Origin of the sequence: Microbulbifer sp. NBRC 101763, assembly GCF_040371615.1 — a bacterium.
Taxonomy (GTDB): Bacteria; Pseudomonadota; Gammaproteobacteria; order Pseudomonadales; family Cellvibrionaceae; genus Microbulbifer; species Microbulbifer variabilis.
In genome coordinates, this window is record NZ_BAABQV010000001.1 from 108,014 (window position 1) to 122,469 (window position 14,456).

The 14,456-nt window shown below is 44.5% G+C and carries 12 protein-coding genes; 10 read left to right on the top strand and 2 right to left on the bottom strand.

Translation table 11 applies throughout. From position 1 onward, the window contains the following. Positions 1 to 79: 79 nt before the first annotated feature. Positions 80 to 976 carry a LysR family transcriptional regulator gene (locus ABWV76_RS00555; RefSeq protein WP_020411700.1) on the bottom strand — a complete coding sequence of 299 codons (897 nt, stop codon included), beginning with the start codon at positions 974 to 976 and terminating at the stop codon, positions 80 to 82. A 114-nt stretch (positions 977 to 1,090) separates the two neighbouring features. Here ABWV76_RS00555 and ABWV76_RS00560 point away from each other — a divergent pair, with 114 nt between their 5' ends. The 10 genes from ABWV76_RS00560 (at position 1,091) to ABWV76_RS00605 (ending at position 12,451) form a co-directional block, all read left to right on the top strand. After that, the gene (locus ABWV76_RS00560) at positions 1,091 to 1,468 is read left to right on the top strand and encodes a YybH family protein (RefSeq protein WP_020411701.1); all 378 of its coding nucleotides are present in this window, start codon (positions 1,091 to 1,093) and stop codon (positions 1,466 to 1,468) included. Between the two features lie 11 nt (positions 1,469 to 1,479). Next, complete coding sequence (locus ABWV76_RS00565) at positions 1,480 to 2,397, top strand: alpha/beta hydrolase (protein ID WP_020411702.1); 918 nt, start codon at positions 1,480 to 1,482, stop codon at positions 2,395 to 2,397. A gap of 165 nt (positions 2,398 to 2,562) precedes the next feature. After that, positions 2,563 to 3,174: a hypothetical protein gene (locus ABWV76_RS00570; protein WP_353374953.1), complete on the top strand. Its 612-nt coding sequence runs from the start codon at positions 2,563 to 2,565 to the stop codon at positions 3,172 to 3,174. 621 nt (positions 3,175 to 3,795) lie between these two features. After that, a complete protein-coding gene (locus ABWV76_RS00575) occupies positions 3,796 to 5,604 on the top strand; it encodes an ABCB family ABC transporter ATP-binding protein/permease (protein WP_353374954.1) in 1,809 nt (602 codons plus the stop codon). Positions 5,605 to 5,676: 72 nt separating this feature from the next. Continuing rightward, positions 5,677 to 7,395, top strand: a complete 1,719-nt coding sequence (locus tag ABWV76_RS00580) for a DUF8614 domain-containing protein (RefSeq protein ID WP_020411706.1) — start codon at positions 5,677 to 5,679, stop codon at positions 7,393 to 7,395. A gap of 349 nt (positions 7,396 to 7,744) precedes the next feature. Next, on the top strand, positions 7,745 to 8,398 hold the full coding sequence (locus tag ABWV76_RS00585; protein ID WP_353374956.1) for a glutathione S-transferase family protein: 654 nt from the start codon (positions 7,745 to 7,747) through the stop codon (positions 8,396 to 8,398). Between the two features lie 334 nt (positions 8,399 to 8,732). Next, positions 8,733 to 9,284: a hypothetical protein gene (locus tag ABWV76_RS00590; RefSeq protein ID WP_020411709.1), complete on the top strand. Its 552-nt coding sequence runs from the start codon at positions 8,733 to 8,735 to the stop codon at positions 9,282 to 9,284. A gap of 49 nt (positions 9,285 to 9,333) precedes the next feature. Next, positions 9,334 to 9,669 carry a YnfA family protein gene (locus ABWV76_RS00595; RefSeq protein ID WP_020411710.1) on the top strand — a complete coding sequence of 112 codons (336 nt, stop codon included), beginning with the start codon at positions 9,334 to 9,336 and terminating at the stop codon, positions 9,667 to 9,669. Between the two features lie 486 nt (positions 9,670 to 10,155). Beyond that, positions 10,156 to 10,968 carry a right-handed parallel beta-helix repeat-containing protein gene (locus ABWV76_RS00600; protein ID WP_282951264.1) on the top strand — a complete coding sequence of 271 codons (813 nt, stop codon included), beginning with the start codon at positions 10,156 to 10,158 and terminating at the stop codon, positions 10,966 to 10,968. Positions 10,969 to 11,485: 517 nt separating this feature from the next. Next, a complete protein-coding gene (locus ABWV76_RS00605) occupies positions 11,486 to 12,451 on the top strand; it encodes a hypothetical protein (protein WP_282951263.1) in 966 nt (321 codons plus the stop codon). A gap of 521 nt (positions 12,452 to 12,972) precedes the next feature. Here ABWV76_RS00605 and ABWV76_RS00610 read toward each other — a convergent pair. Beyond that, positions 12,973 to 14,301: a serine hydrolase domain-containing protein gene (locus tag ABWV76_RS00610; RefSeq protein WP_353374957.1), complete on the bottom strand. Its 1,329-nt coding sequence runs from the start codon at positions 14,299 to 14,301 to the stop codon at positions 12,973 to 12,975. Positions 14,302 to 14,456 lie beyond the last annotated feature (155 nt).

A 14,456-nucleotide genomic window follows, 5' to 3' on the forward strand; every position in this document is an offset into this window, starting at 1 on the left:
GCCTACAGGTAATGGCGGCGTTTACGAATGATTTATTATGGCAGGTTAAAATAAACCAGTAAGTTGATCATGAGGCAGCCTAAAGCTGATGATTATCTTTATCTGAATATTTCAGTTGGTCTTTCACCGATTTTATAAATCTCTGGACTTTAACAGGAGGCTTCTTTGGGTAAAGGTGCATATAATGTATAGGGGTTGAGCCGACTTCAATCACCCGCTTCAATAGACCTTTTTCGATACTTTGTGATGCAGTAATATCTGGAATTCTGGCAATCCCTAACCCCATCTCCGTCATTTTTAAAATATCATGTAAAGAGTTGCAGCGAATTTTTGGTATGACTCGTATTTTTCTTTTGCTGCCTAACTCATATTTAATCGGGATACCCTGCCAATCATTAGCGATATGTCGCCAATGGATCAATGTGGAGAGGTCCTCTGGTAAACCACCCTGCTCATCCATATAAGTTTTGCTTGCATAGAGACTTTCCCGAAGTATGCCTAGCTTGGATACTTTGGCTGATTGCATATCGAGGCTGCCCACTCGGATTGCAAGGTCTACTTGAGACTCAATCAGGTCTATGGGGGCATCGTTCGCCAGTAATCGTATTCCAAGCTGTGGATGCTGTTCCGCGAATTGTGCAATTGCCGGAACAATAACTGGCTCACAGAGTGCGTGAGGTGCAGTAATCGTCAGCGTGCCTGATAACTTTTCATTGGTGCTTTTTAAGTCTGCCAAGGCGGAGTTATAGATATCCCGGATTTCGCGGCAGTGAGTGTAGAACTGGGTGCCTGCTTCCGTTAAAGAGAGTGCCCGTGTACTTCGGTAGAGCAGCCTTGTACCAAGATCTCCCTCCAGCCGGGTAACCGCTTGGCTAATTGCCGACTTGGTACGGGCAAGGTTATCTGCCGCAGCCGTAAAACTACGGGCTTCTACTACGGCCAGGAAAACTTGCATATCCTCAAGATTAGGCTTCATTGTTTAATTTTACTAAACAGTTATTTGATTGAATACCTGTTTATCATAAGGTGGTAGCTGGGGCAATATGCTTGCAGAAACTCAATACTTAGTTTTTGTGAAGAGGAGTCTGATATGAGTAAGGTGCTAATCGAAAAAACTGTAGTAGCCAGCGAGCAATGGAAGTTGTTTTTCAATCAGGGTAATGCTGAAGGCTGTGCGTCTATGTATGAAAAGGATGCCCAAATGGTGGCCAAACCGTTCGGCCTGTTTCAGGGAAGGGAGCAGATACAGGCCTTTTGGGAAAATCTGGTAGCCCAGGGATTCTCAGAAGTGTCCTATCTGGATACTAAAATTGAGGTCGTAGATGATGCTTCAACTGTACTTTCTAGCAATTGGAAAATGAACAAGGCGCAAGGGGTGATCACGCGGGAACTCTGGGTTCTACAGGAGGATGGCACTATGCGCCTGCGCGAGGATCATTTTGAAGCTTTAGACCCGAGTGTGAAGTAAAGGAATATAAGATGAACGAATACTGGAATAGTTTTACACGGGAAAAAACAGACGAACAATACAACCCAACGCTGTGGACCCATCGGTTGCCTACAGAGGAGTTACTACCAGCCCATGTGGCATTCACCGAGAGTCATAGCTCCATTTACCGTCAAAAGGTAAAAGATGGGTTGCAAACTGTTCACTTTGGAGAGGGAGAGTTATTGGGTTCTATGGATGTCTTCAGGCCTGGGAATGTTCCTGAAGATGCCCCCATAGTAATTTATATTCATGGTGGTTGGTGGCAGTGGTTCTCAAAGGAACAGTTTTCCTTTCTAGCTGAATCTTTTAATAAAAAGGGGTTTGCTGTCTACATGCCTGGATACCGTATGGCCCAGGATTGGAATAATGGCCAGCCAATGGAATCCATTGTAAAACAGATGCAGTGTGCGATGGCTACGGTACTTATAGAAGCTGAACAGAGAGGCTCATCGGCAGTTTACCTGGTAGGGCACTCGGCGGGTGGTCAGCTTGTAGCGATGCTTCACCAGACCGATTGGGAACAGTTTGGTGTTTCAAAATCCGCACAGAGCAAATTCAAGGCTGCATTTTCCTTAGCCGGGCTTTTTGATATCCGCCCCCTGGTAAAGAGCTTCGTCAATGACACAATTAAGATGTCGATGGACTCAGCGGAGAGGGTAAGTCCACAGTTAATCCCGCTTAGAGAGGGGAGAAAACTCTGCCCGCTACATCTAATAGTGCCTGAGTTTGATACTCCTGAGTTTTTTCGCCAGACAAAGGAGTATCAGGAAAAACTGCTTAAGTCAGGAATCAACTGCTCTTTTTCTCTGGCTAATAACCGAGATCATCTTAATATTCTTGAACGATTGAATAATGTTGATGACAAAGTTTTAAAATATATGTTAGAAAATATGGATTGCCATGGTTGATTACTTTCAATTGGTTTGGGGTTGATCCAACAGGATAGTTTCAAAGCTTCGAGATCTCTGAGTTATTTTTAAGGGCTTAAATGCCTTTATTAGGTCGATTTATTTTTGGGGAGTATTGATTTCTAAGATGTGATTTGAGTACAACAACCATTCAAGGAGAGAGAAATGCCTTTTACTATGCATCAAAGCAGAAGGTTTGTCCATGAATTTGAAGCTTGTAATGCTTATAGACAGCAAACAGGTGGGGTGAATGAGTACTTGATTTACAGATTTGACAGTGATGACAGTACCCTCAGTAACATATTCTCGATTGACTACAAAACCCCTGTTCGAAGCTCACCTTTACCTGGAGGAATTTACCCTGCTCAAAGGGGTAGGCTTAATAGCAGTAAGACAAAAGTGACCAAGCCACAAAATTATCAAGGTGGTGGGCATGCTGAAGAAATTTTCTTACGGTCACTGGATAAGTTTACTAGTTATGGGCCGGTAGGGAGAATAGAAATGTATATTTCAAAGATTCCATGTAATTATTCATCTGCAATGATGGTGAATGTAAATGGGTCAAATCATCACGTCCCATCTGGTTGTGGGAATAAGCTTCAAATGATGATCGAAGCCTTTACCAATATAAATTGGTATATTTGTTTTGATAGAGAGTATTCAGGTGCGACTCAAGGGCGTGAAACCAAGCAGAAAATGCTGGTGTTAGATGCAAAGATGAATTGTGAAGTTTACCGCTACAATAATGGCGCGCTGAATCGAGTTTCGGCGAATTAGGAGGGGGAAGCTGTATCACGTTAACTTAAGAGAGTTATCTGTCAATCCAGATGACTTTCTTGGGTGTGCCGAGTGAGTTTATGACTTTTCCTGACCTGTAATATTATATTTTTTATGAGATTCTTACTCTAAAAATATGTATTGGTTATTGGCTTGGCGAAAGTCAAATCTGATAATTAAAATATTATCTGTTTATTGGTAATAGGCAGAGCCTCTCTTTCTCACTAGATAAACACTATTTGCTGCAGGGTAATGTCGTTATAGTCGTTGGTAGCAATATAGAGGTATCGCTAAGCGCCGCTTGCCGCTTTGTGGAGGCGGGCTAAGGGTAGCTATTCTGATGAATTGTGAGCTGGAGGACGAAAATTCGAATAAGCCTTCTTATACTTCCACCGATGCTGACCAGGTTGGGTGTTTGCCGCTGTTTCCAGTGCCTGCTGTCTCCCTGGCATCTGATAACCCCCTCTTTATGCTGCGGATATGATTAATCTGAATATTGGTTGGGTAACCAAGGTATGTGATGCCGCAGTAGGGCGTTCACCCTGCATATCTGGCTGAGCGTCTATATAAGTCTTTCAGTCTATTTATAATAGGCGCCTAATTTTCCTTCCGGAACCAATTATGCCGAGACCTAAGTCCACAGTTCCATTGGATGAGGTGCATTGGGGCGCACTTAAGACCCTGTTTCCCTACCTGCTGGAGTTTCGTCGAGCTGTTGTCCTGGCAATCCTGTGCCTGATTGGAGCCAAGGTCGCAGGGGTTACTCTTCCATTTATTCTTAAGCACATAGTCGATAATTTGGATAAAGCTGGTGGTGTAGCCGAGGCTATTGCGTTGCCGTTGGGGCTTTTGCTGGCCTATGGTGCAGTGCGTTTTTCCAGCACCTTGTTCGGTGAGTTAAGGGATACCATTTTTGGCCGTGTGACCGAGCGTGCCCAGCGCCGGGTAGGGCTGGAGGTATTTCAGCATCTGCACAAGCTGGATTTGGATTTTCACCTGGATAGGCGCACCGGCGGTTTGTCCCGGGATATTGAGCGTGGTAATAGCGGCATCGGCTTTCTGATGCGTTTTATGGTGTTCAATATCGTGCCTACCCTGGTAGAGATTGCTATGGTGGCGGGGCTTCTTTGGTGGAATTACAGCGGTGTGTTCGCCCTGGTAGTTTTGGCGGCGGTCATTATTTATATCGGCTTCTCCGTAGTGGCCACAGAATGGCGCACCCGCTTTGTACGAGCGCTTAATGAGGCGGAGTCACAGGCCAGTAGTCGTGCCGTGGACAGCCTGCTGAATTACGAGACGGTTAAGTACTTTGCCAACGAGCGGCACGAATCCAGCCATTATGATAAGGAGCTTGCAACTTGGGAGCAGGCCCGGCGTAAGAACCGCTTATCCTTGTTTAGTCTGAATACCGGTCAGGCTCTGATTATTGCCAGCGCCATGTGTGCCGCGATGGTGCTGGCAGCGGTTGGGGTAACGAACGGACAGATGACCATCGGTGATTTTGTCCTGGTCAATGCCTTTATGATGCAGATCTTTATCCCGCTTAATTTCCTCGGGTTTGTCTACCGCGAAATGAAGGGAGCCCTGGCAAATATTGAGAAAATGTTCTCGTTGCTGACGGTAAAGCCGGCGGTAGCAGATAAGCTGGAGGCATCCAAACTACAGGTATTCGAAGGGCGTATCGACTTCGAGCAAGTACGGTTCGGCTACAAGGACAATCGCGAAATTTTGCGTGAAGTAAGCTTCTCAGTGCTGCCACGTCAGAAAGTAGCTATTGTCGGTGCTAGTGGTGCCGGTAAATCAACATTGTTTAAGTTGCTGTTCCGTTTCTATGATGCCGAGGGTGGCAGAGTCTGTATTGATGGTCAGGATATCCGCACTGTAACCCAGGAATCCCTGCGCCGAGCTATTGGCGTGGTGCCACAGGATGCGGTGCTGTTCAACCAGTCAATCAAAGAGAATGTGCGCTACGGCAAGGTAGGTGCCACTGATGAGGAGGTAATGGAGGCGATCCAACACGCGCACCTATCAGACTTTGTCGAGCAATTGCCTAATGGAATAGATACCTTGGTGGGAGAACGCGGCCTGAAACTTTCCGGAGGGGAGAAGCAGCGGGTTGCGATTGCCCGGGCGCTGCTCAAAAAACCACCAATTATGATTTTTGATGAAGCGACCTCCTCCCTGGATAGCCGATCAGAGCGTAGCATTGTCGCCTCACTACAGGAGATTGCCCGGGAGCAGACCACTCTCGTCATTGCTCACCGCCTCTCTACGGTTGTAGATGCGGACACCATCCTGGTAATGGATCAGGGCAAGGTTGTTGAGCAGGGTTCCCACAGCCAGCTGCTGGAACAAGGGGGTCATTATGCGATGCTCTGGCAGATGCAGCAGCAGGAGCGTACCGATGAGGTAGAGATTGTCACGCCCTAGGCTCCTATCTTGATAATTGTGCCCAGCCCGACTAATGTGGCGCCGACACAAAAAAACGATAGGCAGAGCGATATGACCATTCCTTTTCAGTCCTCCAAGATCGCTGCCGCACTGTTGGCGATAGCGCTGGTGGGCGGCTGTAGCAAAAACAAAGAGGCCGAAGAAGTCAAAAAAGATGAGGCCGAAGCCCAGATTGTTGAATCTGAGACTGTGAGCCCGCCTCCTGGCCAGACTGTGGAGAATGCAGATAAGCGTTTTGATATCTATGTGCCTGTAGAGCTTACTGCTAACCTCAGCAGCTTGAGCAATAACCAGCGCAAGATGATTGGTTTGCTGATCGACGCCAGCCAGATTATGGATCGCCTGTTTTGGCTGCAGTCCTACGGTCCCGCAGAAGTACTGCTGCCGGAAATCGAAGATAGCCGCGCGCGCAAGTTCGCCGATATTAACTATGGCCCCTGGGATCGTCTAAACGACAACAAACCGTTTATTGTTGGCTATGGCTCTAAACCCCTCGGTGCGAACTTCTATCCAGCGGATATGACGCGTGAGGAGTTTGAGGACTGGGATCAGCCTGGCAAAGATGGCCTCTATTCCCTGGTCCGTCGCAATGATGCCGGCAAGCTGGAGCTGATTCCTTACAACAAAGCGTATAACGCGGAATTGAAAAAAGCCGCTGATATCCTGCGCCAGGCTGCCGCACTGGCTGAGAGCAAGGAGTTTGCACACTACCTGACCATGCGCGCCGATGCGCTGTTGACGGATAATTTCCGTCCCAGTGATATGGCCTGGATGGACATGAAGGAAAATGAGATCGACGTAGTCATCGGCCCCATTGAGAACTACGAAGACCAGATGTTTGCTTACCGCACCGCTTATGAGTCTTATGTATTGTTGAAGGATAAGGAGTGGAGTGAAAAGCTGGCTAAGTTTGCCGCACTGCTGCCTGAGCTTCAGAAAGGCCTGCCAGTTGAAGAGAAGTACAAATCGGAAGAGCCGGGCACTGATTCTGACCTGAATGCTTACGATGTACTTTTCTATGCAGGGCATAGCAATGCTGGTTCCAAGACCATTGCCATCAACTTACCCAATGATGAAGAAGTGCAGCTGGCCAAGGGCACCCGTCGTTTACAGTTGAAAAATGCCATGCGCGCTAAGTTCGACAAGATTCTGGTGCCTATCAGCGATGTACTGATTGCTCCTGAGCAGCGCAAGCATATTACTTTCCCAGCTTTCTTCGCCAATACCATGTTCCATGAAGTAGCCCATGGCCTCGGGATCAAGAAAACCGTTGATGGTGGTGCGAATGTACGCACTGCATTGAAGGAAACCTCCTCCTCCCTGGAGGAAGGCAAGGCGGATATTCTGGGTCTGTATATGGTCACCCGCCTGCATGAGAAAGGTGAAATCGAAGATGGCGAGCTGATGGATAATTACGTTACCTTCCTCGCCGGGATCTTCCGCAGCGTACGCTTTGGTGCGGCAAGTGCGCATGGTAAGGCGAATATGATGCGCTTCAACTTCTTCAAGGAGCAGGGCGCTTTTACCCGTGATCCTGAGACTGGGCAATACAGTGTAGACTTCGAGAAGATGCAGCAGGCAATGACTAATTTGTCTCGCCTGATCCTTACCATCCAGGGTGACGGTAACTATGAAGAAGCTAAAGCGCTATTGGCCAAGCAGGGCGTGATTGGTCCCGAATTGCAAGGTGACCTGGATCGGTTGTCTGAAGCGAACATTCCTGTAGATGTTACTTTTATCCAGGGGAAAGAGGTACTAGGCCTTAAATAACAGAGTTTTAGGACTGGAATTAAAAGCCCGGCATCGCCGGGCTTTTTTATTCTTTCTTAAAGCAGATCATTGATTTTGAAGTAAAAGCTATTAAATAATTTTTTCTACTTTGATAACAAATGTTATCTAGAGCTTTCAGTGATTCTCTTCTCCCCCAGGCTTTACTTGTAGTTCTCATTAAGCTTGTTCAATCAAGTCAAACCTGTTGCACTTTGGCTTAAATTTGTTGGTACGTTTGTGCCCTTAAACTGATAGAAAATAAATAGCTTTTTGCATTCTTTCGTTGCTAAATAAGCGCCGGTTATTATGAGGTGGAAATTACTAGTCTTCAGTTAGGTGGAGAGAAAGGATGCGCCGTATTTTATACACCGGTACAAAAAATGCCTCCTCTTGGGCATTCCGCGCTTGGCTCGCTATGCGGGAGCTTGGTATTCAATTTGAAGAGCGAGTGGTGGATATAAGAAAGCCCCAGAGGTTCGAAAATCTGCGGCGAATTGGAGAAATATCACCATCTGCATCCGTACCAGTGTTGGTTGATGGCGATAACATCATCTTTGACTCTTTGGCAATTATGGAATATGCCAATGAAGTAGGTGGGGATGCCCTGCTCCCCGCTGAGCCTTTAGCCAGGGCAAGGGTCCGCTCATTTCTGAGCTGGCAACATGCCGGGTTATCGGGGCTCTGTCCCCGCCTGTCATTTGAAAGTGCTTTTTATCCCAATAAGCGTGAGATGACCTCGGATGAGCATAAGGATACGGAGAGATTATTTTCTGTGTGGGAGTCGGAACTGAAATCCAATGGTGGCCCTTATCTATGTGGGGAGCTTTCTCTGGCCGATCTGGTACTGGTGCCTACAGTTATTCGGATTTACTCACATTCTCCCCAACTGAATACCTGGCCCCTAACTCACCAATGGATAGTGAAACTGCTGGCAAGAGAGAGTGTGGAAGAGTGGGTGTCCCAAGCCAGGTCTTTACCGCCCGTGATTTTGGACAATTATTGACTGCCAGCACATTGATTAACGAGTTTGGAGCTGGGCTGGCGTTGTTTATTTCGTCAATAACTGGTCACTATTGGAACTGATGCTGGCCTTCCTTTACTGCCCCTTCATATTTTTAGGTACTGATGAACTGGCAGTTACTACCTTTTATCTGTTTATGGCGTTTATAGCTTGTAAAAAGAGGGACGCCGCGTACATTTTGCAGGAAATTCCTCAAATGTGAACCTATAGAAACTCGGTTGTAAAAAGGCGACTAAAATATCCTTGGGGTAAAGGAAGGTTTGCCCGCTGGAATTGGGCGGCCAATATAAAAATGTTAAGGATAAACATTGGAACAATGAAAATACCAGCCTTGATTCTCGCCTTTGTATTCTGCCAAAGTGTGCAGGCCTCTTGCCAACTGGAGGAGTATGAACGTTTCCTGAATACGCAAAGCCTGGTGATGTTGGAAGCTTCCGTTAAATTGTTCGAAGAAGATAAAGATAAGTTCAAAACAATAAAACCATTCGTGAAGCTGGAAGTCAGGAATAACAAGCTGAAGGTATATATTGCCAGAAAACTGAGTGAGCTGAATCCAGAGGTACTCAATCTAACCGGGCCAATTGCCAATCTGGTTCCCAGTGTGTCGGTGCAAATTATGCCTGACGGGTCCATAAGGGATAAGGTGGATTTGGCGATGTCTGCAGATTCCCACTACCGACAAGAAAAGGCAGCAATGAAGCCTGTAGAACAGTTATATCTGTATCATGAAGGAATGACAGAGTCAGAAAAAAAGCGTTTTCTTGTCGCCAGAAGCTCATTGAGTAAACTTATGGAGACCAATGAGCAATTTGAATTTATGAAGCGTGCATTTACTACTTCGCTTGAAAGTCTTTGTCCCGTTGATTAGTAATCGCTAGTGAACTTTTGGTGATAAGGAAAGCGGTAAATCTCCGGTAATGTTTGAATTAAAAACAATAGCTTTGTTTTTTGTAACTGCACTTGCTGAAATTGCCGGCTGTTATCTTCCTTATCTCTGGATCAAGCAGGGAATGAGTGCTTGGCTTTTGCTACCTGGCGGCATTAGTCTCGCGCTATTTGTCTGGCTGTTAACACTTCACCCGACCGCGGCAGGGCGGGTTTACGCAGCTTATGGCGGTATTTATATCTTTACGTCCATTATGTGGCTATGGTTGGTGAATGGAGTCAAGCCAACTGTCTGGGATATAACCGGTGCCAGTGTGGCAGTGGTGGGGATGAGCATTATTATGTTCTCCCCGCGACAAATGCATTAATATAATGGATTTGCTGTAATAGTATCCGATTTTTTCTTCATAAGAATAAGTTTTATATATAAATCAAGTTTCGTTTGTATTCTGGTTAACATATAAATCTTTAATGAATTGACGCTTTAGCTGTTTTATGGTTTTCAGTGCTTCTGTTTTTTGCTGTAAAATGGTGCGCTTATCTTTTTATGGCTGTCGTGTTGTTTTACGTTTTATGCCCGGAATAAAAGTTTTTCTCATAGGCTTATAATTTTTTTAATCTTCCTAATTTACCTGGGGTCGGGCATTCTACTTACCTGGGCCAATTGAAAAATAGTAAATGGTTATAACAGTATCTGTTGGGGATATTGATTGTTTTGGCTGTTGATAATCCAGGTTGTTTTGCTATCTATTTAGGAAAAATTTCCTATGGCCCTTTCTCAAACCTAGGTCAAACTCTCCTTGGCTTTGGGTGTACTCTCCTTTGAAACAATCAATAAATGAAGGGAATCTAATATGAAAAATGTAAGTGTTAATCCTTTAAAAGCAGTACTGCTCACCGTTGCCGGAGCCGCCAGTATTTCGGTGTCGGGTATAGCTTCAGCTGTCAGCTGTGGTGATGTTCTTACATCCGCAACTGTTCTGTCTGGGGATATTCTTTCATGCGCGATAAATCCTGCAGTAACGTTAAAAGAAGGTGCAAGCCTGGATTTAAATGGTTATACCATTAGTTGTGATACTCCCGTTGGAATCGGAGTGAGGTTAGTTGGAGCAGGCAGGGTTCTTGAGGATACTGCAGGCGGTGGAAGCATTGAGGGTTGTGCCACTGGAGTATCTGCAGAGGGTGATGGTGGCCATTTTATTATGGGAGTAAGTACCACTCTCAATAGTTTGTCCGGAGTTACCCTTTGGAGCACTGGCAACACCTTGGAGGCTTCTTACGCGAATGGCAATACAGGCATGGGTATTCGTCTGATGGGTGACGGAAGCCAGGTGAGAACTACTGAGGCGACAGGAAATACTCTTATGGGAGTAAAAATTGTCGGTAACAATTCATTGTTGAGAGATAATGATACCAGCTCTAATGGGGCGAGTGGCATCGTAGTTGCCGAAGGAAATGGCGGTATTATTGCAGAGAACTTATCAACAGATAATGGTGTAAATGGAATCATGATGCAGCCATTTGCTCAGACAGGATGGCTTATTATCGGAAATGATGCGGCAGGTAATACAGGAAATGATCTTATGGATCAGAATGTTCCTGCCTGTACTGGCAGTGTTTGGGTACTTAACACTTTTGATAATGCAAACGACGCCTGTATTCAGTAGATGTAAAATCTAATCTTTGGATGGGCCTATGTATTGAGATCGTATTTGATATGTAGGTCCATTATATCTAAATTTGACTTTTCATTCGTTAGCGGTTTGACTTAAGATGGCCAGGCCGCGACATTTGACTGTATTTATACTTGGTAAATAGTCAGTCTATATTGCACCTCCCTTTGTTACGCTCTAAATCTTCACACCTTTATTTTGTAATCTGGCTGGGCGATTACACCATTGTGTAATATTTTTTCCTGATTTTGAAAGCTTTCTTCAAGGTCTTAATCTACCTGGGTATTTTTTCCTATATTTTCGGTACTTATCTCCTATTGCGCAAGCACGGCCTGGCTACAAAACTCATCACAGCATCAAGCTGTGGCCATATATAAGAAGTAACTCGTTGTGTGTTTCTACTGTGAGGAAATTTACAAGGATAGTTGCCAGAGTATCGGTACAACTTTTGTTGAGTATTACGCAGGAAACCCCTTTAAGCATTTGGCGTTTGCTTTTGTGCTAGGGCGTGATGTTGATTAGATTCATCTTTAAAGCAGTAACAAGAAGTTTAAGTTTGCTAATTTCATTTCCTAAGGAGATAAACGTGAAAAGATGTACCCCCATAGCAGCCGCTGTTTTGTTCGCTATTGCCAGTCAAGGTGTTTTTGCTGACAATAACACTGCTATTGTTAACCAAAGTGGCAATGCGCACACTAGTGTTGTGGATCAGGTGGACCCAACAGTTACCCATAGCTTGATTTCCCAAACCCAGATTGGCACCAGTAACAGTGCCTTTGGCCAGCAGATAAATAGCACCTCATTTGCTTCTATATTTCAGCTTCAGGATGGGCAGTCAAATACAGCTAATTCTGTTCAGGATTTTGCCACTCTTGGAACGACTGCCGGTATTGCGCAAGTTGGTAACAACAATACCGCAACAACATCTCAGATTACTGCAGAAGCCACTGTAGCGACGATCAACCAGTTTCAGCAAAGTAATACAGCGACAATTATTCAAGCAAATACTTTCGGTGGTACTACTGCGGTAGCTACTCAAGTAGGCACTTCCAATGTAGCCACGATTGGGCAGTTTGTTGTTGTAAGTAGCTCTGCGGATTCAAGTCAAGTTGGTAATACCAATACAGTAAATATCAATCAGTCCAACCTTACAGGTGGATTTATTGATGCGGATCAGTTAGGAAATAATAACTTGTTGAATGCCTCACAGGTTGGCATTGGCCATATTGCCTTTGTTAGACAGGAGCAGGAGTCGAACACTCTGAATCTCTTGCAAACTGGTACTTCTAACTTTGCAAACTCCTTCCAGCTTGGAACCAGTAATACGGGACTCTTAGCCCAGTTTGGAATGATGAATGTTGCAGTTGCTTCGCAGAATGGGCAAAGTAATAATTTTAGTGTGACTCAAACCGGCACTATGGATACTGCAACAGTCGGACAAATTGGTAATAACCATAACAGTACAATAGTACAATAGTTAATCCTTGCCTCAAGAAGTCCCTGGCAATTTTTAGTTTAATTGTTAGGGATTTCTTATTGTTGTGATCTATATTTGATAGCCCATTTCTTGTTGGGCTATTTTTTTACCTGAAAGTAAAGGTTAAGGTTGATTTGGGAAGTTGAGCTCTTTGCTATTTCCTTAAATCCTGGTTGATATGGTTTCTTTAATGTTAGGGTTGAGGGTTTATTTGCTAATGCTCATTGATAGTTGGAAGAAGAGGTTTTAAGAAATAGCTTTGTAGTGTATTTTTCTAATCGGGAGGGAGTTCTCTTATAAGGTCTAAAAAGATAATTTTTTCTGATCATAAACCAGAGAATCTTTTTTTTTAATTTCAGTTAATTGTTGAAGCTATTGTTGCTTCATATACTGAAGAGGGGGTGAGGTCAGAATGGTGATCTATATTTATAGTTTCCGACACTCACCGTAGTGCTTGCTGTATACTCCTAAGAACAACCTACATTATAAGTCGAAGGCCGTTACTTAAAGAGATAGTTATACTATTGTATGCTTGTTTGTAGCCCTGAGGCGGCTTCGAAGAGTTTAGTTATGAGTTTGTTGACTTTGATTTTGTTGATATTCTCAAGGTTGCTGTTAGCCAATAAAACTACTCCAATTTTATCAGCTGGATTATAGAGTAAGTAAGAAAAAGAGCCTGGATCCCTACCATTGTGGCCATTAAGTTTGTGATTTTTTCCATTGTAATTCCATAGAAAATCAAGACCCCAGAAAATGCCGAAACCATCTTCAATTGGTGTCAACATATTAGAAACAGTTTCAGCCTCTAGAATTCTACTGCCCTGTTTTCTTGATACTAATTCACCACCATTCATAATAGTGGTGAGGAATAGTGCCATATCATAGGCGCTACTCCTTAATCCTCCATCTGGCCAGGTTGCAAGGTCGTAGTGTGGTATAGGTGTTAAATTATTTTCGATTGCATAGTGTGGGCTGGCGATATTTCCTGGGATAAAGTCGGGGAGCTTCCAGCTTGTGTTAATCATACCTAGAGGGGTAAATATTTCTCTATCCGCATAGTCAGCGAGAGAAAATCCGCTGGTGAGTTCCAAAGTATATCCAGCTAAGGCTGCTCCTATATTAGAATATTCATATGCTTCTCCAGGTGTCTGCGAGAGAAAGTTGTGCTCTAAATCATAAAACTCTCCCTCGCTGTCGAGGTACGCTCCTAAAAAACCGGCCAAGGTGATTGGGCTGTCTTCTGGACAGATTCCAGGCTCTTTGAGGTTCATCAGTTTTGAGTGGGTACCATCTCCATGATTGATATAGTAACTACATTGATATGCGGGGCCATCATTAATGCCAGATCTATGGGTGACAAGATGCTGGAGTGTAATAGGTTGTGAGCCGGGGTTATCAATGTTGAAATAGCCCCCAGCAAGAAGGTTTTGTACTTCCTGATCCAGGCTCAGGATTCCGTCTTCTTGCGCTTTTGCAATCGCTGTTCCCATAACAATTTTACTCACTGATGCTAGCCAAAAGGCCGTATTCCGGGTAACCAGGCCACCCTCCTCCAGGCTTTTTACTCCATACCCTTTAGACCATATGATTGGCATTTCAGGTCTGGCAACCAAGGCAATAGCCATGCCGGGAATTTCGATATCCCGCATGGTGTTTTTAACGGCTTCATCAATTTTGGTGTGGTCAAAAATGCGAGGTTTATTTGTATAAGTTACTGTGGAATCAGCTTTAGTGTATTCAGTGTAGTTGCTGGTATCACTAGCATCCATTGCATTTGTAAGCACGGTTATAGATAGACTCGCACAAATAAAAAGATTAGACAGAATTGAAGTTATCTGTTTTCCTTTCATGGTAAAACCTCCTTGATTTATTTTTGGTTTGGTTACTCCAGTTTTTTACGTCCGCTGTCTATTTTCCTATATTTTTGCTGAAAAAAATTGGAATCAAACAGCGGTTTAATGCTTCAGAGGATTGTTTCTTTCCTGCTATAGAAGAGGTAACCCTT